Annotated in this window: 19 protein-coding genes; 8 read left to right on the top strand and 11 right to left on the bottom strand. The window is 69.3% G+C overall.

Translation table 11 applies throughout. From position 1 onward, the window contains the following. Nucleotides 1-83: 83 nt before the first annotated feature. Both KY661_RS20055 and mug read left to right on the top strand, forming a co-directional pair. A complete protein-coding gene (locus KY661_RS20055; RefSeq protein ID WP_225411733.1) occupies nucleotides 84-1,547 on the top strand; it encodes an Ig-like domain-containing protein in 1,464 nt (487 codons plus the stop codon). A gap of 64 nt (nucleotides 1,548-1,611) precedes the next feature. Beyond that, complete coding sequence (gene mug / locus KY661_RS20050; RefSeq protein WP_450097575.1) at nucleotides 1,612-2,169, top strand: G/U mismatch-specific DNA glycosylase; 558 nt, start codon at nucleotides 1,612-1,614, stop codon at nucleotides 2,167-2,169. 3 nt (nucleotides 2,170-2,172) lie between these two features. On the opposite strand, the gene KY661_RS20045 is transcribed toward mug, so the two are convergent. The 6 genes from KY661_RS20045 to speD are packed head-to-tail and all read right to left on the bottom strand — an operon-like array spanning nucleotide 2,173 to nucleotide 8,020. Beyond that, the gene (locus KY661_RS20045; RefSeq protein WP_225411732.1) at nucleotides 2,173-3,807 is read right to left on the bottom strand and encodes a flavin monoamine oxidase family protein; all 1,635 of its coding nucleotides are present in this window, start codon (nucleotides 3,805-3,807) and stop codon (nucleotides 2,173-2,175) included. Then, complete coding sequence (locus KY661_RS20040; protein ID WP_225411731.1) at nucleotides 3,798-5,294, bottom strand: polyamine aminopropyltransferase; 1,497 nt, start codon at nucleotides 5,292-5,294, stop codon at nucleotides 3,798-3,800. Before KY661_RS20040 ends, KY661_RS20045 begins: the two co-directional genes overlap by 10 nt. Nucleotides 5,295-5,334: 40 nt before the next feature. Continuing rightward, nucleotides 5,335-5,562, bottom strand: a complete 228-nt coding sequence (locus KY661_RS20035; protein WP_093519773.1) for a DUF350 domain-containing protein — start codon at nucleotides 5,560-5,562, stop codon at nucleotides 5,335-5,337. After that, nucleotides 5,562-5,723, bottom strand: coding sequence for a hypothetical protein (locus KY661_RS20030; protein WP_177233600.1), 162 nt, complete (start codon nucleotides 5,721-5,723; stop codon nucleotides 5,562-5,564). Before KY661_RS20030 ends, KY661_RS20035 begins: the two co-directional genes overlap by 1 nt. Nucleotides 5,724-5,753: 30 nt before the next feature. Beyond that, complete coding sequence (locus KY661_RS20025; RefSeq protein ID WP_225411730.1) at nucleotides 5,754-7,637, bottom strand: DUF4178 domain-containing protein; 1,884 nt, start codon at nucleotides 7,635-7,637, stop codon at nucleotides 5,754-5,756. Further along, a complete protein-coding gene (gene speD / locus KY661_RS20020; RefSeq protein WP_225411729.1) occupies nucleotides 7,634-8,020 on the bottom strand; it encodes an adenosylmethionine decarboxylase in 387 nt (128 codons plus the stop codon). Before speD ends, KY661_RS20025 begins: the two co-directional genes overlap by 4 nt. A 76-nt stretch (nucleotides 8,021-8,096) precedes the next feature. Here speD and KY661_RS20015 point away from each other — a divergent pair, with 76 nt between their 5' ends. Genes KY661_RS20015 through KY661_RS19995 form a run of 5 tightly spaced genes read left to right on the top strand, consistent with a single transcriptional unit; the run spans nucleotide 8,097 to nucleotide 11,729 of the window. Next, nucleotides 8,097-9,077, top strand: a complete 981-nt coding sequence (locus KY661_RS20015; RefSeq protein WP_225411728.1) for a GPI inositol-deacylase — start codon at nucleotides 8,097-8,099, stop codon at nucleotides 9,075-9,077. 43 nt (nucleotides 9,078-9,120) lie between these two features. Beyond that, complete coding sequence (locus KY661_RS20010; RefSeq protein ID WP_225411727.1) at nucleotides 9,121-9,879, top strand: peptidylprolyl isomerase; 759 nt, start codon at nucleotides 9,121-9,123, stop codon at nucleotides 9,877-9,879. Between the two features lie 6 nt (nucleotides 9,880-9,885). Then, nucleotides 9,886-10,626 (top strand): alpha/beta hydrolase, encoded by a 741-nt coding sequence (locus tag KY661_RS20005; RefSeq protein ID WP_225411726.1) that lies wholly within the window; start codon nucleotides 9,886-9,888, stop codon nucleotides 10,624-10,626. A gap of 14 nt (nucleotides 10,627-10,640) precedes the next feature. After that, nucleotides 10,641-11,054 (top strand): secondary thiamine-phosphate synthase enzyme YjbQ, encoded by a 414-nt coding sequence (locus KY661_RS20000; protein WP_093519764.1) that lies wholly within the window; start codon nucleotides 10,641-10,643, stop codon nucleotides 11,052-11,054. 60 nt (nucleotides 11,055-11,114) lie between these two features. Beyond that, nucleotides 11,115-11,729 (top strand): RDD family protein, encoded by a 615-nt coding sequence (locus tag KY661_RS19995; RefSeq protein ID WP_225411725.1) that lies wholly within the window; start codon nucleotides 11,115-11,117, stop codon nucleotides 11,727-11,729. Between the two features lie 28 nt (nucleotides 11,730-11,757). On the opposite strand, the gene KY661_RS19990 is transcribed toward KY661_RS19995, so the two are convergent. The 3 genes from KY661_RS19990 to gor form a co-directional block, all read right to left on the bottom strand. Further along, a complete protein-coding gene (locus KY661_RS19990) occupies nucleotides 11,758-12,651 on the bottom strand; it encodes a 1,4-dihydroxy-2-naphthoyl-CoA synthase (RefSeq protein WP_075007865.1) in 894 nt (297 codons plus the stop codon). 34 nt (nucleotides 12,652-12,685) lie between these two features. After that, nucleotides 12,686-14,635 carry a hybrid sensor histidine kinase/response regulator gene (locus KY661_RS19985; protein ID WP_225411724.1) on the bottom strand — a complete coding sequence of 650 codons (1,950 nt, stop codon included), beginning with the start codon at nucleotides 14,633-14,635 and terminating at the stop codon, nucleotides 12,686-12,688. Between the two features lie 85 nt (nucleotides 14,636-14,720). After that, the gene (gene gor, locus KY661_RS19980) at nucleotides 14,721-16,082 is read right to left on the bottom strand and encodes a glutathione-disulfide reductase (RefSeq protein ID WP_225411723.1); all 1,362 of its coding nucleotides are present in this window, start codon (nucleotides 16,080-16,082) and stop codon (nucleotides 14,721-14,723) included. Between the two features lie 150 nt (nucleotides 16,083-16,232). Between gor and KY661_RS19975 the strand changes: the two genes are divergently transcribed. Next, the gene (locus KY661_RS19975) at nucleotides 16,233-18,206 is read left to right on the top strand and encodes a putative metal-binding motif-containing protein (protein WP_225411722.1); all 1,974 of its coding nucleotides are present in this window, start codon (nucleotides 16,233-16,235) and stop codon (nucleotides 18,204-18,206) included. 18 nt (nucleotides 18,207-18,224) lie between these two features. Here KY661_RS19975 and KY661_RS19970 read toward each other — a convergent pair whose 3' ends face one another. Together KY661_RS19970 and KY661_RS19965 are read right to left on the bottom strand one after the other, a co-directional pair. Beyond that, nucleotides 18,225-19,565 (bottom strand): sigma-54-dependent transcriptional regulator, encoded by a 1,341-nt coding sequence (locus KY661_RS19970; protein ID WP_225411721.1) that lies wholly within the window; start codon nucleotides 19,563-19,565, stop codon nucleotides 18,225-18,227. Then, nucleotides 19,562-20,971 carry a sensor histidine kinase gene (locus KY661_RS19965; protein ID WP_225411720.1) on the bottom strand — a complete coding sequence of 470 codons (1,410 nt, stop codon included), beginning with the start codon at nucleotides 20,969-20,971 and terminating at the stop codon, nucleotides 19,562-19,564. The genes KY661_RS19970 and KY661_RS19965 overlap by 4 nt, the downstream gene beginning before the upstream one ends. Nucleotides 20,972-20,977 lie beyond the last annotated feature (6 nt).

The following is a 20,977-nucleotide window of genomic DNA, read 5'->3' as shown; positions in this document are numbered from 1 at the left end:
GCCCCCCGGTTCTTCCTGGAACTCCTCCGCCGACGGTAGATTCCCGCCTCCTCAGCTTCTTCCTGAAAGTGAGTTCACACGCCATGTCCCTCCCCAAAGCCGCCCTCTGTCTGTCCGCCCTGCTGGTCCTCAGTGGGTGTGGCGATGACGACCCGAGTCCCCCGAATCCCGCGGAAGATCCCAAGCTCAGCTCGGTCACGGTCACCTGTGCGCCCGCGTCGGTAACGGCCGGCCAATCCACGCAATGCGCGGCCGCCGCCAAGGATCAAAAGGGACAGCCTTTCACGGTCGCTGGCTTCACCTGGACGTCCACCAACACGGCCGTGGCCACGGTGGATGGGGTGGGCAAGGTCACGGCGCTCGTCCAGGGTGACGTCACCATTCAGGCCAGTGCCACAGCGAAAGGTGTCACCCAGCAGGGCCAGGCGCCCGTGATGGTCACGGCCTCCCTGTCCTCGCACGACCGGGACATCACCTCGAACGAGACGTGGCGCGCCGAGAACAATCCCCATGTGGTGAGCAAGTATATCCAGGTTTCTGGGGGCAGCACGCTGACCCTGGAGGCCGGGGTCCAGGTCCAGTTTCAAGCGGGCACCGCGCTTTACATCGATGGCGTCCTGCAGGCCGTGGGCACCGAGGCCCAGCCCATTCAGCTCACTGCCTCCCCGGGAGCGGCTGCTGGCTCGTGGAACGGTCTGGTCCTCGGTTCGAGCCAGGGCGGCTCGTCCATGAGCCACGTGACGCTGAGCGGCTGCGGACATGCGGGCGGCCGGGGCGCGTGCCTCACGCTGGTCAACCAGGCCGTCCCCGTGCTCAAGCACGTGTCGGTGCGGGACAGCGCCACCATCGGTGTCCTGGTGGCCGATGATGGCAGCGCCTTCGGGGCGGGCTCGGAGGCGCTCAGCGTCTCTGGAAGCAAGGGGTACGCGGTGCGCATCGCCGCCAACACCGCGGGAACCCTCCCCGTGGGCGGAACGTTCTCCGGGAACACGAACAATGCGGTCGAGCTCTTCTCGGGAGCGGTCACGGCCACCCAGACGTGGCCCGCGCTGGGCATCCCCTACGTGGCCACCGCGAGCATTCACATCGGTGGGGACTCCACCCCGAAGCTGACCCTGCTCGCCGGGACCGAGGTTCGCGTGGGCGCAGGGCTCGAGATTTCAGTCGGTGCCACGAAGCCGGGCGCCCTGATCGCGGTGGGCACCGCCACCTCGATGATCCGCTTCGTCCCCGAGCAGACCCCGCCCGTCCCTGGGCTGTGGCGCGGCTTGCAGCTCTGGTTCGCCTCGGGCACCAAGCTCGATTACGTCGTCGTCTCCCACGCCGGGACCAACGTCGAGACCAAGGCCAGCAACCTGAACGTGTACAACGAGATTGGCCCCTTCATCACCAACTCCACGATCAGCGACTCAAGGGCCTGCGGCGTGAGCGTCAACGTGGGCGCGATCCCCGGAACGACGCCCGTGAAGACGAACATCGTCGCCTCCATGTACAAGAACACCTTCACGAACAACCAAGACGGCCTCCAGTGCCTCATGGAGAACTGACCGCGCGGGGCGGGGGACGGACCCGGTAGACAGGCCCCCTGGCAACCCATTAGGTTGTCTGTCCATGGAGCCTCCTCGAAGACCCACGAGGGCGGAACTCAACGCGGCCGTGGGGCGGACGATGCCGGATGTCATCGCCCCAGGGCTGCGCGTCCTCTTCTGCGGCATCAACCCCAGCCTGTACTCCGTGGTGGTGGGCCACCACTTCGCCCGTCCGGGCAACCGCTTCTGGCCCACCCTCCATGCGGCGGGCTTCACCCCTCGCCGGTTGAAGCCCGCCGAGCAACTCGAATTGGTGGGGCTCGGCTACGGCATCACCAACGTGGTGGACCGTGCGACGGCCACCGCCGCCGAGTTGTCCGCAGGGGAGCTGGTGCAGGGCGGCCGCCAGCTCGTGGACAAGGTGCGGCGCTACCGGCCCCGCTTCATCGCCGTGCTGGGCGTGAGCGCCTACCGGGCCGCGTTCAACCGCCCCGAGGCCGTCCTGGGGCTCCAGCCCGAGCCCCTGGGAGAGGCCCGGCTCTGGGTGCTCCCCAACCCGAGCGGGCTCAACGCCCACTACCGGCTGGAGGACCTGGCGCGGCTGTACGCCGAGCTGCGGCACGTGGCCGCGAGCGGGTAAGGGCTACAGCCAACTGGCCTGCGGGCGGCCCAGCTCCGCGAGCACGCGCTCCGCCGCCTTCACCCCGAACCAGTTCGCCTCCTCGAACAGGGCCATGCCCCCCAAGTCCGTGTGCGCGAAGTGGAGCGTCCGGCCCAGGCTCTCCTGCGCCGCGAAGCGCGCCGGCCCCCACATGAAGCCGGGGGTGGGCCGGATCATCGCGTGGCCCCAGCGCATCACCTCCAGGCGCTGCGCCTGGGCGGCAATGCCCGGGTGTGCCGGGAGCATGTCCGCCATCACCAGCCCCTCCCAGTCCGAGTAGCCCGCCGCCAGCACCCGCTCCCGCTCGGCCTTCACGTCCAACCCCGCCAGCGGCAGGTACCAGGTGAGCACCGTGGGCCCCGAGTCGTCCTGGCGCAGCATCTGGTGCGTGGCCGCCACGTAGCCCAGGCTGCGGCTCTCGTAGAAGACGTTGTCCCAGGCCAGCGGAAAGCCGTGCGACTGGGGCGGGCTCGACAGCGTGAGGTTGGCCACCACCCACGGCCCGTAGGCGAAGGCTCCCATCCACTCCGGGCGCCGCTGGCGCCACGGCGCCACCACGTGCGCCGCCACGAAGCGCGGCCCGGCGAACACCACCTGGCGCGCCTGGAACGCCCGGGGCTTGCCCGTCCCCGCCTCCAGCGCCTCCACCCGGCACCCGTCCACGCCCGGCTCCACGGTGTGCACCAGCACCTGGCGCTCCACCTGCCGCGGCGCCACCGCCCCCAGCAGGTGCCGCACCAGCCGGCCATTGCCCTCGGGCCAGCTCAGGAAGCCCTCGCTGCGCTCCCCCTGCCCGTCCTGGCGCGCGGCGAAGTACCAGATGCCCGCCCAGGCGGACACGCCCTCCGCCGTGGTGCCGTAGTCGTCCCGGCACGCGTAGTCCACCAGCCACTTCAGCCGGGGCGAGCGGAAGCCCTCGGCCTCCAGCCACTGGGCCATGGTCACCGCGTCGAGCGCCGTCCACTCCGCATCATCGCTGCTGAGCGCCGTGGGCACGGCGAACGCCTTGCGCCCCTTCGCGTCCCGCGCCGCGGCGAACGTGTTCATCCGGGCCTCGAAGCGGGCCAGCTCCGCCAGGTCCGCCCCGCTCGCGCCCGCGCGCAGGTACAGCCCCTCGTACCAGGCGCCCTTGTAGAAGAGCCGCTCGTCCGGCTCGCGGATGAGCAGCTCCTCCGGGAACACCGGGTAGCCCTCCGCGTCCATCCCGGACACGACGCCCAGCTCCCGCAGGAGCCGCAGCACCGCCCCCTGCTCCGTCAGCGGCGCGGGCAGGTAATGGGCGCCCCACGGGAAGGCGGATACCGCGTTCTTCCCCGAGCGGGAGGTGCCCCCGGCCTCGTCCTCCAGCTCCACCACCCGCACGTCCTTCACGCCCGCCGCCGCGAGCCGCCAGGCCGCGGACAGGCCCGCGATCCCCGCGCCGACGATGAGGACCTCGACAGGCTCCGCCCCTTCCGCGCGCGGCAACGGCCCGCCGCGCAGGCGGTGGCCCGTCTCCATCGCCCGGTCCACCAGCGCGCCGGGCACGGGGGCCCGGGGGCGCGAGCGCTGGCACGCGCCCGCCGCCACCGCCGAGCCCAGGAATGCGGCAATCAGCTCCCGCCGCGTCAGTTCCACCGGCTCCACTCCTCCTCGTAGTAGTGCACCAGCACCTGGTTGTTCAGCCGGTTCACCTCCGCGGGCAGCGGGCCCATGTCGGGGGAGAACTGGGTGAGCGAGACCAGCGTGGCGTCATTGAGGAAGGACAGCCCCTGGGGCAGCGCGCGGCGGCGCGGCACCGGCCCATGGGAGACCAGCACGTACCCCCACTCGCCAAAGGAGGGCACCAGCGCGTGGTACGGCTCCGTCCAGAAGCCCGCGGCCTTCAGCGTCTCGTTCACGCACCAGAACGAGCGGCGCGCGAACAGGGGGCTCGTGCTCTGGATGACGGCCACGCCTTCCGGCGCCAGCCGGCGCTTCAGGAGCTTGTAGAAGCCCGTGGTGTACAGCTTGCCCAGCGAGAAGTTGTTCGGATCCGGGAAGTCCACGATGACGGCATCGAAGAGCCCCTCGCCTTCCGCCAGGAACTTCATCGCGTCCGTGTTGATGACCCGTACCTTCGGATGCGAGAGCGCGTGGCCATTGAGCGCCGCCAGCTCTGCGTAGCCCGTGGCCAGCCCGGTGATGGCCGGGTCCAGGTCCACCAGCGTGACGGACTTCACCTCCGGGTAGCGCAGCGCCTCGCGCGCCGCCAGCCCGTCCCCGCCTCCCAGGATGAGCACCCGCTCCACCGAGCCCGCGCGCACCAGGGCCGGGTGCACCAGGGACTCGTGGTAGCGGTACTCGTCGATGCTCGCGAACTGCAGGTTGCCGTTGAGAAACAGCGAGAAGCCCCGCTTGCCCCGGGTGAGGATGATGCGCTGGTACGGGGAGTTGGAGGCGTGCACCACCTCGTCCGCGTAGAGCTGGTCCTCGTAGAAGGTGGTCAGCCGGTCGCCCAGCGCCAGCCCCACCACCAGGAACAGCGACAGCCCCACCGCCTTCACCCGTAGCCGCGTGGGGTTGCCGAGCACTGGCGCCAGGAGCCACGTGCTCCACAGCCCCACCAGCGCGTTGAGCAGCCCGAAGAGCAGCGAGGTGCGCACCAGCCCCAGCTTGGGCACGAACAGCAGCGGGAAGGAGACGCTCGCCGCCAGCGCGCCCAGGTAGTCGAACGTCAGCACCTGGCTGACCAGGTCCTTGAACTGCACCTGGTCCTTGAGGATGCGCAGCAGCAGGGGAATCTCCAGCCCCACCAGCGTGCCAATCACCAGCACGCTGCCATACAGCGCGACGTGGAACACATCCGTCAGCGTGAAGGTGAGGAACAACAGCGGGGCACACAGCCCGCCCACCAGCGCCACGCCCAGCTCAATCTCCACGAAGCGCTGCGCCAGCCCCTTGTCGATGAAGCGCGACAGGTAGCTGCCGATGCCCATGGCGAACAGGTAGCCGCCGATGACGGTGGAGAACTGGGTGATGGAGTCACCCAGCAGATAGCTGGCCAGCGCCCCCACGATGAGCTCGTAGATGAGCCCACACGTGGCGATGACCAGCACGGTGACGAACAGCAGCGTCTTGTTCACGTCTTCACGTCACTTCGCGGCACGGCATGGGGGGCACCGCTCACCCCGAGATGGCCGAGGCCACGATGATGGCCAGCCCGATGATGAAGGAGCCGATGACGATGCCCAGCGCCGTGTTCTGGTCCGCTTCGATCTCCTTGTTCACGTCGAACGGGAGGATGAGCTTGATGACGTAGAAGCCCGCCACGAACACCGCCAGCCCGATGAGCGAGTAGATGACGCTCGCCAGCAGCCCCTGCACGCTCACCACCGCACCCAATAGCAACATCACTTCCCTCCCTGGAATCCGCCGGTCCACAGCAGCACGCCACCCGGGCCCCGCCGCACGTCTCCGGACACCTTGCCGCGCTCTTCGTTGGTGAAGGGCTCCCAGCCCGAGAAGGCCATGGCCCCGTACAGCAGCAGCACCAACCCACCGAAGTATTTCATCGCCTTGAGCCCCTCCGCATTGCATCCACCCTAGTTGCTGTCCGCCCAGCGGGCGGACTCGAAGCTCGACGAGCGCAGGTACGCGAACACCGGCCCCAGCAGCAGCAGCACCAGCGCGAAACAGAACCAGGTGCCGCGCGGCACATCGCTCGTGAGCTTCACCTTGTAAGCGCGCTGCTGGGGCAGGAGCGCCGAGGGGAAGGCCGCCGTGGTGCGCAGCACGTAGGTCCCCGGCGTGACCGCGGACAGGTACTCGGTGTTGTCCCGGTTGCCTTCGGACCAGGCCCCTTCCGAGTCCTGCCCCGAGTAGAAGCTCAGCTCCTGGTAGAAGCTGCGCACCTCGCCCGTCTCCTGGTTCACCAGGTCCCCCTGGATGCCGATCCAGTTGTTGCTCACCGACGAGAACACCTCCGCGCGCACGTTGCCCCGCTTGGGGATGGTGAACGGCTCGCTGAAGTGCATGGCGCTGGGCTGGCCGGACACCGCCTCCGGCTCCAGCCGCACCGTCGTGTCGAGCACCAGCTCGTTGGCGGCCAGGAGGTTCACCCCCAGGAAGAGCAGCACCAGCGCCACCATCCAGAGCGCGGACCACTTCCACGTGGACGCGGAGCTGTGCGGGTTGGGCTGGCTGGGGGCAATGCCCTGCAGCGGGGGCAGGGGCTCCTTGAGCTGGAAGGCCTCCTGGATGACGGCGGGCGCCAGGTACTCCCCGAAGGTGTAGGACACCTCCGATTCCGTGGCGTCCACGTTCACCGAGTAGGGCGGCGCCACGTACTCGGAGGCCTGCGCCGTCTCCCCGGCCGACACCTCCCAGTAGAACTCACCCAGCACCGTCTCCGTGACGGCGGTGACGGTCTGGAAGGACTTGTAGCGCCGGCCCTCGTGGTACGCGGAGCTGCCCGGCGCCAGGGACACCGCCCCGGCATCCAGCGGCTTGAGGTACACCCAGTGGCCGTTGGACTGCATCAGCCAGGTGAAGCCGCGCGCCCGGTTGAACAGGAGGTACTCCTCCCACGGGTAGCGCGTGCCCTCCACCGTGCACGAGCGGATGAGGAAGCCGATGCAGATCCACTCCACGCCGTCGAGCTTGCCCTTGGCGCCCAGGGGAATCAGCGGCGGGTGGTCCGGCTTCTCCAGCAGCTGCAAAAAGGCCAGCCGCCCCTTGCTGGCATCCAGGAGCGCGCCGCAGTACGGGCACGCCACGCGCTTGGTGCTGTCCGGGGCCCGGAGCGCCAGGGCGCCATTGCACTGGGGACACCGCGCGTGCTCCAGGGACACCTTGCGCGCCTTGGGGCGCACCTGGTCCATGGGGATGCCCAGCTGCTCCAGCTTCAGCCGCTGGCCCACGAAGACCTCGGGCTCCCTCGCGCGGGTGCCGAAGTCCAGGGTGATGAGGGCCCCCCTGGGGCCCGTGGCGTCCACGTAGTAGCTGTCCTCGGTGGGATCCACGTCGCTGGGCAGCTGGCCCGCGGCGGCCACCACGCGCCCATGGCCCCGCTCCTCCACCACGTAGGAGCGGCCGCGCAGGGAGAAGCGCTCCCCGGGATGCAGCTCGTCCAGCGCGATCCCCTCCTCCACACCCGACTCGAACAGGAGGTAGAAGAACCCCTCGGCCTCGCTGAGCCAGGCGGTGCGGCCGTTGTCGAACTCCACGTACCACTCGTCCCAGGGGCCCGCGCCGTGGTCCTTCTGGAGGTGGCCCACCAGCCGGTACGGCGCCCGGTCATAGCGGCCCTCCAGCCCCAGCCGCAGGGGCGAGTCCGTGTCCACGATGGCGCCGATCTTCCCGTGCGCCTCGAGGTTGAAGCCCTTCTTGGCCACCACCGTCTGGCAGTAGCCGCAGATGAGCACCTGTGCCGAGCCCGCGGTGAACTCCACGGGCGCCCCACACGAGGGACATTGCCCTTGCGTCACGCCTTCACCCCCCGCGCCAGTTCACGCACATGGCAGGACTGAGCACCCAGGTGCCGGGCCAGCAGCGCCGGAAAGTCCGGGCTGACCCGCATCCGGCAGCAGTAGACGTTGAGCGCCGCGAAGCCATGCTCGGGGAAGGTGTGGATGGACAGGTGGCTCTCGGCCAGCAAGGTCAACCCCGTAATTCCTCCCGGCTCCGGGAACACGTGCCACTGCGGCTGTCCCACCACCTTGAGTTCCATCTGGACGATGAGCTCCTCGAAGAGGGCAGCGAGCACGGCGAGGCTCTTGAGCTGCTCGGGCGAGCAGCCGCTCACATCCACCAGCCATTCTTGTCCCGTCGTCAGCGTCCAGTCCTCCCCTGACCCTCTGCTTTCTAACACGGGGACCGCCCAGAAGGGCCATGCCTTCCAGGGGGGGACCGTGGTGGATGTGGGGCCCGGCCGGTACGCTTTGCCCATGGAGACCCCTCCCCGTTCCACCCTGCCCTTCCCCGGGCCCCGGGCCCCCCCTGTCCCGCCCGCCAGCGCGGTGGCCCGGCTGGTGCGCTCGCTCCGGGGGTTGCCCCCCGCGCAGGACTGGTGGGGGGAGGGCTGCGCGGGACTGCCCGGCTGGTTTCACGCCGAGTCCGCGCCCACCACCGAGGCGACGCCCCGCTTCCGGGAGCTGTACGCCCGGGTCCGCCGGGGCGAGCGCGTGCTGCCGGCCGAGGCGGGCCGCCACCTGTACCTGTTCGTGAAGGGCATGCTCGGGGACGAGCTGTTCGGCTACCTGGAGGCCAACCAGCTGCGCCTGGAGCGCCGGGGGCTGGAGACCCACTCGGTCTCCGTGGACACGGAGGCCCCGCTGGAGGCGAACCTCGCCCAGGTGCGCAAGGCCCTGGAGGACGCGGCCTTCTTCGGGCGCTCGGTGGTGCTGGTGGGCCACAGCAAGGGGGCCGTGGAGAGCCTCTCGGCGCTGGCCCTGTACCCGCACCTGCGCGCCCACGTGCGCGCGGTGGTGGCCCTGCAAGCGCCCTATGGCGGCTCGCCCGTGGCGCATGACCTGATGGCCTCGCCCGAGATGCGCCGGGTGGTGGACATCGCCCTGCCGCTGCTCTTCTACGGCGTGTCCCGGTGCGTGGAGGACCTGTGCTACCCCGCGCGGATGGACTTCGTGCGCCGCCACCCGTACCCGGCGGACCTCCCCACGGTGTCCCTGGCCACCTCGCGCGACTCGCAGCGCTCGCCGCTGTGGCCCGTGGCCCACTACCTGCGCCAGCGCTACGGGCTGGCCAGCGATGGGCTGGTGGCCACGGTGGACGCGGAGATTCCCGGCTCCCGGGTGGTGCGCCTGGACGATTTGGACCACGCGCAGGCGGCGATGCTGGGCATTCCTGGCCTCACCCCCTACCACCCGGGGGACCTGACCGAGGCCCTGGTGGCGCTCGCCCTGGAGTGAGGAACCTCCCATCCCGGCCAGGGAGCGGTAGTATGCGCCCGCCATGCGCACCCGATTCCTGACCTTTGGACTGCTGCTCGCCTTCACCGCTTGCGACAAGGAGACGCCCGCCGCCAAGCCTCCTCCCGCGGCCACCCCGCCGCCTCCGGCGCCCGCCGCGCCGCCCCCCGCGCCCCCTGAGCCCGCCGTCAATCCGCAGGAGGCCGCCGCCAAGGCCCACAGCGAGAAGGTGGCCGCCCAGGCCGCCCAGGCCACCGGCTGGCAGAAGGACGCGCTGGAGGGCAAGGAGCTCTTCGCCGTCATGGACACGAGCGAGGGGAAAATCACCCTGCGGCTCTTCTCGAAGGACGCGCCCCTCACGGTCGCCAACTTCGTGGGCCTGGCCAGCGGCCAGAAGGAGTGGCAGGACCCCTCCAACCTGCAGAAGACGAACCGCCCCCTGTATGACGGGACGAAGTTCCACCGCGTCATCCCGGACTTCATGATTCAGGGCGGAGACCCGCTGGGCAACGGCACGGGCCGGCCCGGCTACACCTTCGAGGACGAGTTCCTGAGCGGCCGCAAGTTCGACAAGCCGGGCCTGCTGGCCATGGCCAACGCGGGCCCCGGCACCAACGGCAGCCAGTTCTTCATCACCACCACCAACCCACAGTGGCTCAACAACCGGCACACCATCTTCGGAGAGGTCATCGACGGCTACCCCGTCGTGGAGAAGATCTCCAAGGTCCAGAAGGACCCGCGCGACCGGCCGCTCAAGGACGTGACCGTGAAGAAGGTCACCATCACCGGCAAGAAGCCGTAAGCCCCCATGGCCCTGCGACGCATCTCGACACGGCTGGGCGAGCTGGACTGCCAGGTGGTGGAGGCCCTGCCGGAGGGCAGTCCCCCGGAGCTCGCCGTCATCCTCTGCCATGGGTTCGGGGCGCCCGCCACGGACCTGGTGCCCCTGGCACCGGAGCTGATGAACCTGCGCCCCGCGCTGGCGCAGCACGTGCGCTTCATCTTCCCCGGCGCGCCGCTGTCTCTGGCCGCGCTGGGCATGCCCTCGGGCCGCGCCTGGTTCCACCTGCCCCAGGAAGTGCTCATGGGCCAGCAGCGTGACTGGGACACCTACGCGCTCACCGTGCCCGAGGGGCTGCCCGCGGCCCGCCGGGCGTTGATGGGGTTGGTGTCCGCCGTGTCGGCCGCGGCGAAGCTGCCCTATGGCCGCATCGTCCTGGGCGGCTTCAGCCAGGGCGGCATGGTGACGACGGACGTGACGCTCCGGCTGGAGGAGGCCCCCGCGGGCCTGTGCATCCTGTCCGGGACGCTCATCGCGACCAGCGAGTGGAAAGCCAAGGCGGCGGGCCGCAAAGGTCTGCCCGTCTTCCAGGCCCATGGCCGGTCCGACACGGTGCTGCCCTTCCAGGCGGCCGAGCGCCTGCGCGACATGCTGACCCAGGCGGGGCTGGCGGTGGAGTTCCTACCTTTCGATGGGCCGCACACCATCGACCCCGAGGAGCTCGAGAAGCTGGCGGACTTCCTCGTGGCGAGGCTGCCGCCCCGCTAGCGGAAGGAGCCGCCGTGTACCACGCGCAAGAGCTGACGGTGTCCACCCGGGGGCGAGGGTTTCACGACATCACCCCCGAGGTGCAGCAGGCGGTGGCCGCCAGCGGGGCCCGCCAGGGGCTGTGCACGGTGTTCCTGCACCACACCAGCGCCTCGCTCATCCTCTGCGAGAACGCGGACCCGGACGTGCGCAAGGACCTGGAGGCCTTCTTCGCCCGGCTGGTGAAGGACGGGGACCCGATGTTCCAGCACGACGCGGAGGGGCCCGACGACATGCCCGCGCACGTGCGCACGGTGCTCACGCAGAACTCGCTGAGCATCCCCATTCAGGACGGGGCGGCGAAGCTGGGCACCTGGCAGGGGCTCTACGTGTGGGAGCACCGCACGGCCCCTCACCGCCGCCGCGTCACCGTCTCCGTGCTGGGCTGAGGCCCTTCGCCCCGGATGGGATGGACGGCCCCCCGCGCGGTGCGGAAGGATGCGGTCCCCATGGAACCTTCGTGGACCGAGCCCCCTGTCCAGCCCTCGGGTGCCCAGTGTGCCCAGCACCCCACGCGCACGGCCCGCACCGTGTGCTCGCGCTGTGGCAGTTACGCGTGTGGGCAGTGCCAGCGCGTGGGCGAGGATGGGCTGGAGTACTGCGCCCTGTGCGTGTCCAAGCTGGACTTCCTGGCGGAGCGCAGCGACCGCTTCTGGGCAAACCTCGTGGACACCTTCGTCCTGGGCATCCCCTTGCTGGCCTCCATGGTGGTCATGCTCCTGGCTTCGGGCGGGGGCTCCGCGGACCGGGCCATAGGCCTGGCCCTGCTGATCGCCGTGGGCGGCACCCTCGCCGTGAGCGCGTATCAGCTCGTGCTGATTTCCCAGTCCGGCCAGAGCCTCGGCAAGCGGATGCGCAACATCCGGGTGGTGCGCTCCGATGGCAGTCCCGTTTCCCTCGGCCGGCTCCTCTTCCTGCGCAACGTCATCCCCAGCGCCATCAACACCGCGTGTGGCCTGTTCAACCTGGTGGATGTCCTGTTCATCTTCCAGGACAACCGCCGTTGCCTCCACGACATGATCGCCGACACCAAGGTCGTGAAGGTCCACGCGGGCCCGCGCTGAACTCCGCGTCGGCCCGCCGGGGCCTGGCTCAGTACGTCCAGGGGAAGCGCTTGAAGTCGCGCTTGCGCTTCTGCACGAAGGCGTCGCGGCCCTCCTGCGCCTCCTCGGTGCCGTACGCCAGGCGCGTGGCCTCGCCCGCGAAGAGCTGCTGGCCCACGAGCCCCTCGTCCGGGAGGTTGAAGCCGTACTTGAGCATCTTGATGGCCGTGGGGCTCTTGGTGTTGATCTCCGCGCCCCACTCCAGCGCGAACTCCTCCAGCTGCGCGTGGGGCACCACGGCATTCACCATGCCCATCTGGAAGGCCTCTTCCGCCGAGTAGTTGCTGCCGACGAAGAAGATCTCCCGCGCCCGCTTCTGGCCAATCTGCCGCGCCAGCAGCGCCGAGCCGTAGCCGCTGTCGAAGCTGGCCACGTCCGGGTCCGTCTGCTTGAACACGGCGTGCTCCTTGCTCGCGAGCGTCAGGTCGCACACCACGTGCAGGCTGTGGCCACCGCCCACCGCCCAGCCGGGCACCACGGCGATGACGACCTTGGGCAGGAAGCGGATCTGCCGCTGCACCTCGAGGATGTGCAGCCGGCCCAGGCGCGCGGGGTCCGCCGCGCTCTCGTCGCCCTCGTACTTGTAGCCATCCTTGCCGCGGATGCGCTGGTCTCCCCCCGAGCAGAACGCCCACCCGCCATCCTTCGGCGAAGGCCCGTTGCCGGTGATGAGCACACAGCCCACGTCCGTCATGAACCGGGTGGCCTCCAGCGCCCGGGCCAGCTCGTCCACCGTGCGCGGACGGAAGGCGTTGCGCACCTCGGGGCGGTTGAAGGCAATGCGCACCGTGCCCTGGTCCACCGCGCGGTGGAAGGTGATGTCCTTGAAGTTGATGCCGTCCACGGCCTTCCAACGGGCCGGGTTGAAGATGGCTGAGACCATGAAGTCGCTCTCTGAACGGGCGGAAGGGGAGCCCCTAGCCTACCACCCTCCGCGGCAGGGTCACCGTGAAGGTGGTGCCCGCTCCCGTCTCGGACGTCACTTCGATGTGTCCCTGGTGCGCGTCGACGATCGCCTTCACGATGAAGAGGCCAAGCCCCACGCTGCGGCTCGCGATGTCCACCGCATCGGTGCCCCGCTCCAGGGGCTGGAAGAGGCCCGGAAGGCGCTCGGGGGGAATGGGGGCGCCTTCGTTGTGGACACGCAGCGTCACCTGGTTGCCGTCTCCGTGGAGCGACACCTGGATCGGTGATCCAGGCTGGCCGTACTTCACGGCGTTCGTCACCAGGTTCTGAATCACCTGGGAGAGCCGGTCCGCGTCCCACGAGCCCTGCCCGTCGCCGCTCGTCACCACCGTCAGCTGGGCGGTAGGGTGGGCTTCTTCCACTTCCTCCACGACGCTCCGGGTGAGCGCATGGAGGTCCATGGGGGTGCGCTCGATCCGGATGCCACCGCCCAGACGGGCCTGGGTGAAGTCGAGGAGTTCATTCACCAGCCGCACCGCACGGGAGGCCGACGCGTGGATTCGGTCCACGGTCCGGATGGCGTTTGGCTCCAGTCCTTCCAGGCGCTTCAGCCGTTCAGTCCCCAGGAGGATGGCGGACAGGGGGTTGCGCAGGTCGTGGCTCACGATGCCGATAAGCTGCTGTTCGAACTCCGCCTGCTGCTGGAGCCTTCGCGCGTGCAGCGCATGCTCCTGCTCCAGTTTCCTTTGCACCGTGATGTCCTGGAGGAGCGCCACGTAGCCAGCCACGGGTTGCCCCTGCTCGCGGTGCGCGATGAAGGACACCTTCACGTCCCGCGTGCCTCCCAGGCGATAGGGCACGTCATGCTGCTCGAAGGAGAAGCTCTCTCCCGCCAACCCTCGCTTCACGAAGGGGCCCAGCACGGCGTAGGCCGCCTCCCCGATGACGTCCCGGACCTTCTGACCCCGGAGGTATTCCTGCGAAAGCCCGAACCAGTCCTCATACGCCTTGTTGACGCGGCCGTAACGCTCGTCCGCGCCGACGAACGAGACGAGGACGGGAATCGCGTCGAGCAGCGTGGCTTGCTCCGCCTCACTGGCTCGCAGCCGCTCCGCCAGGGCTTCGTTGCGCTGACGCACCTGGACCTGTCCGGAGACATCGCGGAAGATGAGCACGGCGCCGGAGAGGTCATTCGGCCCCGTGCGAATCGGCGCGGCGCTGTCCTCGATGGGGACTTCCGTCCCGTCCTTGCGGATGAGCAGCGTCGGCCCCGCGAGTCCCTGAACCGTTCCCAGCGCGAGCGCTCGCTCGACAGGGCTCTCGACGGGCTCTCGCGTGACAGCGTCGATGATGCGAAAGACCTCGGCCACGGGCCGCTGCTGGGCCTCCGAGGTGCTCCAGCCGGTGATGCGCTCGGCCACGGGGTTGAGGAAGACGACGCGTCCGGCGCGGTCCGTGGTGACGATGGCATCGCTGATGCTGGAGAGCGTCGTGGCCAGGTACGCTTCGCGTTCCTTCAGCCGCTCGCCCTGGGCACGGACACGCAGGAGGCTGGCCACCCGAGCGAGTAGCTCCGCGTCGTGGAAGGGCTTGGCGACGTAGTCGTTGGCTCCCGCCTGCAACCCTTCCGTGAAGTCATCGTGGGTTCCCCGGGTGGAGAGCATCAGGATGGGGAGGGTGACGTCGTCGTAGTGCTCGCGCACGTAGCGGCACGTTTCCAGGCCCGAAATGCCCGGCAACTGCCAATCCAGCAGAAGCACATCGGGGGGCTGCCCCAGGGAAAGCCGCTCCAGCATCTGCTCGGCGTCGCTGAAGGTCTCGAGCACGTGGTGCTTCGAGAGCACCTCGCGGGCCCGCTCCAGTTGCGTGGGGCTGTCATCCACCAGCCACACGCTCGAGGAAGGCGCGGCGCGCGACGGGGCAGCCTTCAGGTCTGAGAGGGAAGCTGCTTTCTTGCTCACGCGTAAGGGTGCGGCGGTACTCGGGTTGCGCTTCGAGGCGTGCAAAATAGATGGGACGGACCGGCTCCAGCAACGTGGCGTTCCCCTATGGCTCGGAGCGCTTGTCGCTCAGGGTGACGAACTCCTCGGCCGCCGTGGGGTGGATGCCCACCGTCGCATCGAGCTGTTTCTTGGTAACACCACAGTGAAACGCCACCGCCAGCCCCTGGAGAATCTCGGGGGCGTCCATCCCCACCATGTGGAAGCCCAGCACCCGGCCGGAATCCCGCTCCGCCACCACCTTCATCATCGCGCCCTCGTTGCGCCCACTCAGGGTGTGTTTCATGGGCCGGAAGCTGGAGACGTACACGTCCACCGCGCCGTGCTTCTCACGCGCTTCCTTCTCGGTGAGCCCCACCGTGCCCACGGGAGGCTGGGTGAACACCGCCGAAGGGATGACCCCGTGGTCCACCCGCGAGGGGTTGCCGTGAAAGAGCGTCTCCGCCAGCGCCCGCCCCTCCGCGATGGCCACCGGGGTGAGGTTGAGCCGGTTCGTCACATCCCCCACCGCGTGGATGTTCTTCACCGAGGAGTGGGACCACTCATCCACCACCACGGCCCCGTGCTCGTCCAGCTTCACCCCCACCTCTTCCAGGCCGAACCCCCGCGTGTTGGGGACACGGCCCGTGGCGAACAGCACCACCTCCGCCTCCAGCGTCTCCCCCGTCTTCGTCAGCACGCTCCGGGTTCCGTCCGGGCTCTTCTCCACATCCCGCACGGAGACGCCACACCGCAGGTCGATGCCCTTCTTGCGCAGTTCCTGGGAGAGCACCGAGCGCACGTCCTCGTCGAAGCCCTTCAGCACGGTGTCCTCCCGGACGAGCAGCGTCACCTGCACCCCCAGGCCGTTGAAGATGCTGGCGAACTCCACGCCGATGTAGCCCCCGCCGACGATGATCATCCGGCGCGGCAGCTCCGGCAGGCTCAGCACGCCGTCCGAGGAGAGCACGTGCTCGCTGCCCGGCATGCCGGGGATGGAGGGGCGTGAGCCCGTGGCGATGACCAAGTGGGCCGCCGTGTAGCGGTGGCCCCCAGCCTCCACGGTGTGGGCATCCAGGATGCGCGCACGCCCGTCGATGAGCCGCACGCCGGCGTCCCGGAGCAGCCGCTTGTACACATGGTGGAGCCGGTCCATCTCCCGGTCCTTGGCCGCCTGGAGCTTCTTCCAGTCCAGCGTGGGCTCCGGCACGGACCAGCCGTAGCCCGCCGCGTCCTCGAACTCCTCGCGGAAGTGGGAGCCGTAGACGAGCAGCTTCTTGGGGACACAGCCCCGGAGCACGCAGGTGCCTCCCACCCGGTCCTCCTCGCAGAGGGCCACCCGCGCGCCCAGAGTGCCCGCCCGGCGGCTCACGGCCGTGCCGCCCGAGCCACCGCCGATCGTCAGCAGGTCGAAGTCATACTGGGGCATGCGGGCTTCCTCGTTCCAGGCATGGAGACATGGGGCGACCACCTTACCGGCAGCCCGGCGCGGCGGGCACCGGGAGCCGTGCCGGACCGTTCGCACGCGACAAGTGCGTGCGCGCTCGCCTCGTGGCGGGCACGGGGTAGGATGGGCCCCATGTTCCGGTTCGCCCTGTTTTCGTTGATGTCCCTGGTGCTCCTGAGCGGCTGCAGCCGCTCCCCCGGTGCACGTGAGGCCGCCGTCAAGCTGACGGTGACGTACAACTTCAAGGCCCAGTGCATCGTGGTCACCGCCCGGGACAGCAACGGCGAAGGCGAAACGACGGCGGAGCTGAAGGACCTTGAGAAGGACCCCCGAAGCGCAGTCCTCGCGGTGTTCCGCAAGGATGGCTGGAGCCGGACGTTGAACCTTACGGCTACCGCTTACGGAAGCCCGTCGTGCCAGGACTCCATGCTGGCGAAGAAGAACCTCACTGTGATCCTTCCGGAGACCCAGGTCATCGAGCAAGAGTTCGACCTGGCGAGACCAGACGCGGATGGGGATGGCTACATTTCCACCGACGAAGGCGGCACGGACTGCACCGATACGGCGCCCAATACCCATCCCGGCGCCACCGAGATCTGTGACGACCAGGACAATGACTGCGATGGCGACACCGATGAAGGCGTGGCCACGAACTGGTACCCCGACCAGGATGGAGACACCTTCGGAGACCTGAGCGCCGCCCCCCTCGTCCGGTGCACGCAGCCCGCGAAGCATGTTCAGGACCACTCGGACTGCCTGGACTCGAATCCGAATGTCTATCCCCGCCAGAACTTCACCGAGACGACGTGCGACGAGGTGGATGACGACTGCGACGGCACCGTGGACGAAGGCTTTCCTCTGAAAGGGAAGACCTGCTCGGATCCGTGTCCCAGTGGAACGTGGGTCTGCAACGGCGGCAAGAATGGACTGGCCTGTGCGGGTGCGCCGCCCAAGGAGCAGCCTTACTACCCGGACGCCGATGGCGACGGAACAGGGGATGAACGCAGCACCGGCGCAGGCTTGAAGTGCCCCGCGGACCCCTACCCCACGGGAAACGTCGCCAACAGGAACGACTGCGACGATCAGGATCCCCTCAACGCACGGGGGAACTTCGAGGCCTGTGACGCCCGGGACAACAACTGCAATGGCACCGTGGATGAGGACGATGCCTGCCTGGGGAAGGGTTGGAAGACCTTCCCGGATGATCCCGCCCTCAAGGACCGCAACTGGAAGAGCGTCTCGATTGCCTCCAATGGCTGGGTGTGGGTGGCGGGCGATGGAGGCAAGCTCGCGGTCCGCAAGAGCGCTGGCGGGAACTTCTCCTCCCTGGACGGAGCGTGCGGCAGCGCGCATTGGAAGGCCACTTGGGCCACCACGAACGGCATCGTCGTCTTGGCAGGCAATGACGGACAGGTCGCATGGCATGACGGCACCATCTGCCATGACCAGCGGACTGTCAGAGAAAACACCCCTCTGACCAGTGTGATTGGACGTTCCCAAGGCGGGATTACACAGTTCTACGCCGTGAGTGCATGGGGAGAACTCTATTCGTGGACGGAAGAGAGCGGTCAGGTCAGTCGACTCTTCGACTTGTCTCCGACTTACTTTGGGGTCCACACGCTCGACGGCTCGGGGCCCCTTCTGTTCGTAGGCGGCTCCAACGAGCACGACCGGGCTCGCTCCAACCCAATCATTTCAGGCCACCCTGGCACCGGCAACGAAACCGCACTCATAGAGCATACCGTGGCAGGTGTTCCCAGCGGGTATGGCGGCTATCTGACTGCGGTGTGGATGGCGTCGCCCAGCGTGGCCTATGCCGTGGGAGACAAGGGGCTCGTCCTGAAATGGGATGGAGATAAAACTTGGTCCCGCGTGAACTTTCCTGCCGGTACTCCCGTTGCCGACTACACGAGCGTGGTGGCGCTGGACGCGGCTTCCGTCTACGTCACCGACATGGATGGGCGCATCCGTCTTCTCAAGTCGAGTGGCTGGGCCCCTGACCCACTTTATGACGGTCCCCAGCCTCTCCGAGACATCGCGGCCAAGGCGATGAATGACATCTGGGCCGTGGGCGACAATGGCCTTGTGGTTCACTTCGCGGAGTGAGCCACCGCGGCCGGGCCCTCAGGTCGCCTCGGGTTCGGCCGCTTCCAGCAGCTTGTAGAGCGTCTTACGGTCCACGCCCAGCAGCCGCGCCGCCTCGCTCTTGTTGCCGCCCACGTGCTGGAGCACCTGCGCCGCGTACCGCCGCGAGAGCTCCGCCAGGCTCGGCATGTCTTCCGCCAGCCCCGTCAGCTTCTTGGGCGCATCCCCAATGGGCTCCGGGAAGTCCTGGGGCCCCAGTACCCCCGTCACGTTGAGCGCCAGCGCCCGCGCCACCACGTTCTCCAGCTGCCGCACGTTGCCCGGCCACTCATATGCCGTCAGCCGCGCCACCGCCTCCGGCGTCACCACCGGCCGCACCCCGCCCCGCGCGTGCAGTGCCGCGAAGTGCTCCACCATCGCGGTGATGTCTTCCCGCCGCTCGCGCAGCGGCGGCAGCCGCAGGTGCACCACGTCCAGCCGGTACAGCAGGTCCTCCCGGAACAGCCCCTCCGCCACCCGCGCCTGCAGTTCCTTGTTCGTCGCCGCCACCACCCGCACGTCCACCTTCACCGGCGCGCTCTCCCCCACCCGGCGGATCTCCCCCTCCTGGAGCACGCGCAAGAGCTGCGACTGCACCTTCAGCCCCACGTCGCCAATCTCGTCCAGGAACAGCGTGCCGCCGCTGGCCTCCTCGAACAGCCCGCGCCGCGCCCCCGTGGCCCCCGTGAAGGCCCCGCGCGAGTGGCCAAACAGCTCGCTCTCCATCAGCGACTCGGCGATGGCGCCACAGTCCACCGGGATGAAGGGCCCCGAGGCGCGCGGCGAGCGCTTGTGCAGCGAGCGCGCCACCATCTCCTTGCCCGTCCCCGTCTCGCCCGTAATCAGCACCGGCACGTTGCTCGTGGCCGCCCGCGCCACCTGCTTGTACACCTCCAGCAGCGCGGGGCTGCGGCCCACCAGCGTGCTGCGCTCCACCTGCTTGCGCAGCGAGCGGTTCTCCTCCACCAGCCGCTTCTGCTCCAGCGCCCGCCGCGCCACCCGCATGATGGCGTCCACGTCGAACGGCTTGGCCAGGTAGTCGAACGCCCCCTGCTGGATGCTGTCGAGCGCCCCCTCCACGTTGCCGAACGCCGTCACCACGATGACCGGCGTGTCCGGCAGCCGCGTCTTCACCTCCTTCAGCACCCGGAGGCCATCGCCCGGGTTGGGCATCGCCATGTCCGTGAGCACCAGGTCGAACGGCCCGTCCTCCGTCAGCCGCTCGACGGCGCCCTCGGGGTGCGCGGCCTGCATCACCTCGCCCAGCGTGCCGAGCAGCCGCCGCAGCAGGTCCCGGGCATGCGGATCATCATCGACGGCGAGAATGCGAGCGGGGCTCATGAGGAGACCTGACGGCGGGAAGGAAGGGGTTCAACATCCAGCAGGGGCGGCTTCACCCGGGGCAGGCGGGCTTCCATCGTGGTGCCCTTGCCCGGCTCGGACGTCACGGCGAGCTGGCCCCCGTGCGCCTCCACCAGCCGCTTCACGGTGGCCAGGCCCAGGCCATGCCCCGGCCTGTCCCGCGCCTCGGGCGCGCGGAAGAACGGCTGGAAGAGCGAGGCCCGCGTCTCCGCGCTCATCCCCATGCCGTTGTCTCCCACCTCCAGCACCGCCGCGTCCCCGTGCGCGAAGACTCGCACGGTGACGCGGGGCTGCGGCTGGCCCGCCGTGTACTTCACCGCGTTGGACACCAGGTTGCGCGCCACCACCTGGAGCAGCTGGTTGGGGCAGTCCACCGCGAGGCCCGGCGCCAGCTCCCGCTCCAGCGTGACGCCCAGCGCCGTGGCCGTCTGCGACAACTCCAGCAGCACCGTGCTCACCGCCGTGTCCAGCTCGCTGGCCGTGTGCTCCCCCCGGCGCCCGGCCCGGCAGAAGCGCAAGAGCGCTTCAATGAGTTCGCCCATGCGCCCCGCGCTCGACTCGCACTGGGACAGCATCTCCAGCGCCCCGGGGTCCACCACCCCGCCCGTGCGGCGGATGAGCGTCAGGTAGCCCTTGAGCGGCGCCAGTGGCCCCATCAAGTCGTGCGCCACCCGGTGGGTGAAGGAGTCCAGCTCCGCGTTGGCGCGCCCCAGGTCCTCCAGCTGCCGCTGAATCGTCGTCTCCTGGCGCCGCAGCACGGAGGTGATGTGCCAGCCCACCAGCAGCGAGATGAGCACCGCCACCAGCGTGGCCCCTGCCCCCAGCGCCGTGTTGCGCATGCGCAGCGAGGCGGTGTGGGCGGCCAGCTCGCGCGCCTCCTCCGCGTTCTCCTGCGCCAGCTGCGTGGCCAGCTCGTCCACCTCCAGCACCAGCGGGCGGATGCGCTCCGTCAGGTGCACCCGGGCGCGCTCTGCCTCGCGGCGGTGGGAGAAGACGGCGGTGGCGCGCACCTGGTCCGCCAGCGCCTGGCAGGCCGCGTTGAAGCGCTGCCAGGTGACGGTCTCCCCGGGCGGCAAGTCCTTGGTGTACGCCTCGGTGGAGCGGCGGATGCCGCCCAGGATGTCCTCCATCACCGCGTTGGCCGCCTGGCGCTGCCGGTCGTCCATGGCGCGCACGTGGGCCTCGATGGCGCTCTCCAGCGAGAACGTCTCCACGCGGATCCGCCCGATCAGGCTGGCCCGCTCCAGCGCCTCCTTCACCAGGTGGTCCACCTGCTGGCCGGTGCGCACCTCGGTCCACAGGGAGAAGGCCGCCACGGCGGACAGGAGCGCCACCGCGAACAGAAACCCCGCCCTGTAGCCTCGCAGGGGAACGCGAACGCTCACAGCGCG

Source organism: Allostigmatella hybrida, assembly GCF_020103775.1.
In the GTDB taxonomy this organism is placed as follows: Bacteria; Myxococcota; Myxococcia; order Myxococcales; family Myxococcaceae; genus Hyalangium; species Hyalangium aurantiaca.
This window is presented reverse-complemented; position numbering and strand designations above follow the sequence as displayed.

Bases quoted from the DNA above. Each gene is read 5' to 3' on its own strand.
- KY661_RS20010 (WP_225411727.1), top strand. From the start codon at position 9,121: ATGCGCACCCGATTCCTGACCTTTGGACTGCTGCTCGCCTTCACCGCT.
- KY661_RS19970 (WP_225411721.1), bottom strand. From the start codon at position 19,565: ATGAGCCCCGCTCGCATTCTCGCCGTCGATGATGATCCGCATGCCCGG.
- KY661_RS20015 (WP_225411728.1), top strand. From the start codon at position 8,097: ATGGAGACCCCTCCCCGTTCCACCCTGCCCTTCCCCGGGCCCCGGGCC.
- gor (WP_225411723.1), bottom strand. From the start codon at position 16,082: ATGCCCCAGTATGACTTCGACCTGCTGACGATCGGCGGTGGCTCGGGC.
- KY661_RS19975 (WP_225411722.1), top strand. From the start codon at position 16,233: ATGTTCCGGTTCGCCCTGTTTTCGTTGATGTCCCTGGTGCTCCTGAGC.
- KY661_RS20055 (WP_225411733.1), top strand. From the start codon at position 84: ATGTCCCTCCCCAAAGCCGCCCTCTGTCTGTCCGCCCTGCTGGTCCTC.
- KY661_RS19995 (WP_225411725.1), top strand. From the start codon at position 11,115: ATGGAACCTTCGTGGACCGAGCCCCCTGTCCAGCCCTCGGGTGCCCAG.
- KY661_RS20035 (WP_093519773.1), bottom strand. From the start codon at position 5,562: ATGTTGCTATTGGGTGCGGTGGTGAGCGTGCAGGGGCTGCTGGCGAGC.
- KY661_RS20030 (WP_177233600.1), bottom strand. From the start codon at position 5,723: ATGAAATACTTCGGTGGGTTGGTGCTGCTGCTGTACGGGGCCATGGCC.
- KY661_RS19990 (WP_075007865.1), bottom strand. From the start codon at position 12,651: ATGGTCTCAGCCATCTTCAACCCGGCCCGTTGGAAGGCCGTGGACGGC.
- mug (WP_450097575.1), top strand. From the start codon at position 1,612: ATGGAGCCTCCTCGAAGACCCACGAGGGCGGAACTCAACGCGGCCGTG.
- KY661_RS20005 (WP_225411726.1), top strand. From the start codon at position 9,886: ATGGCCCTGCGACGCATCTCGACACGGCTGGGCGAGCTGGACTGCCAG.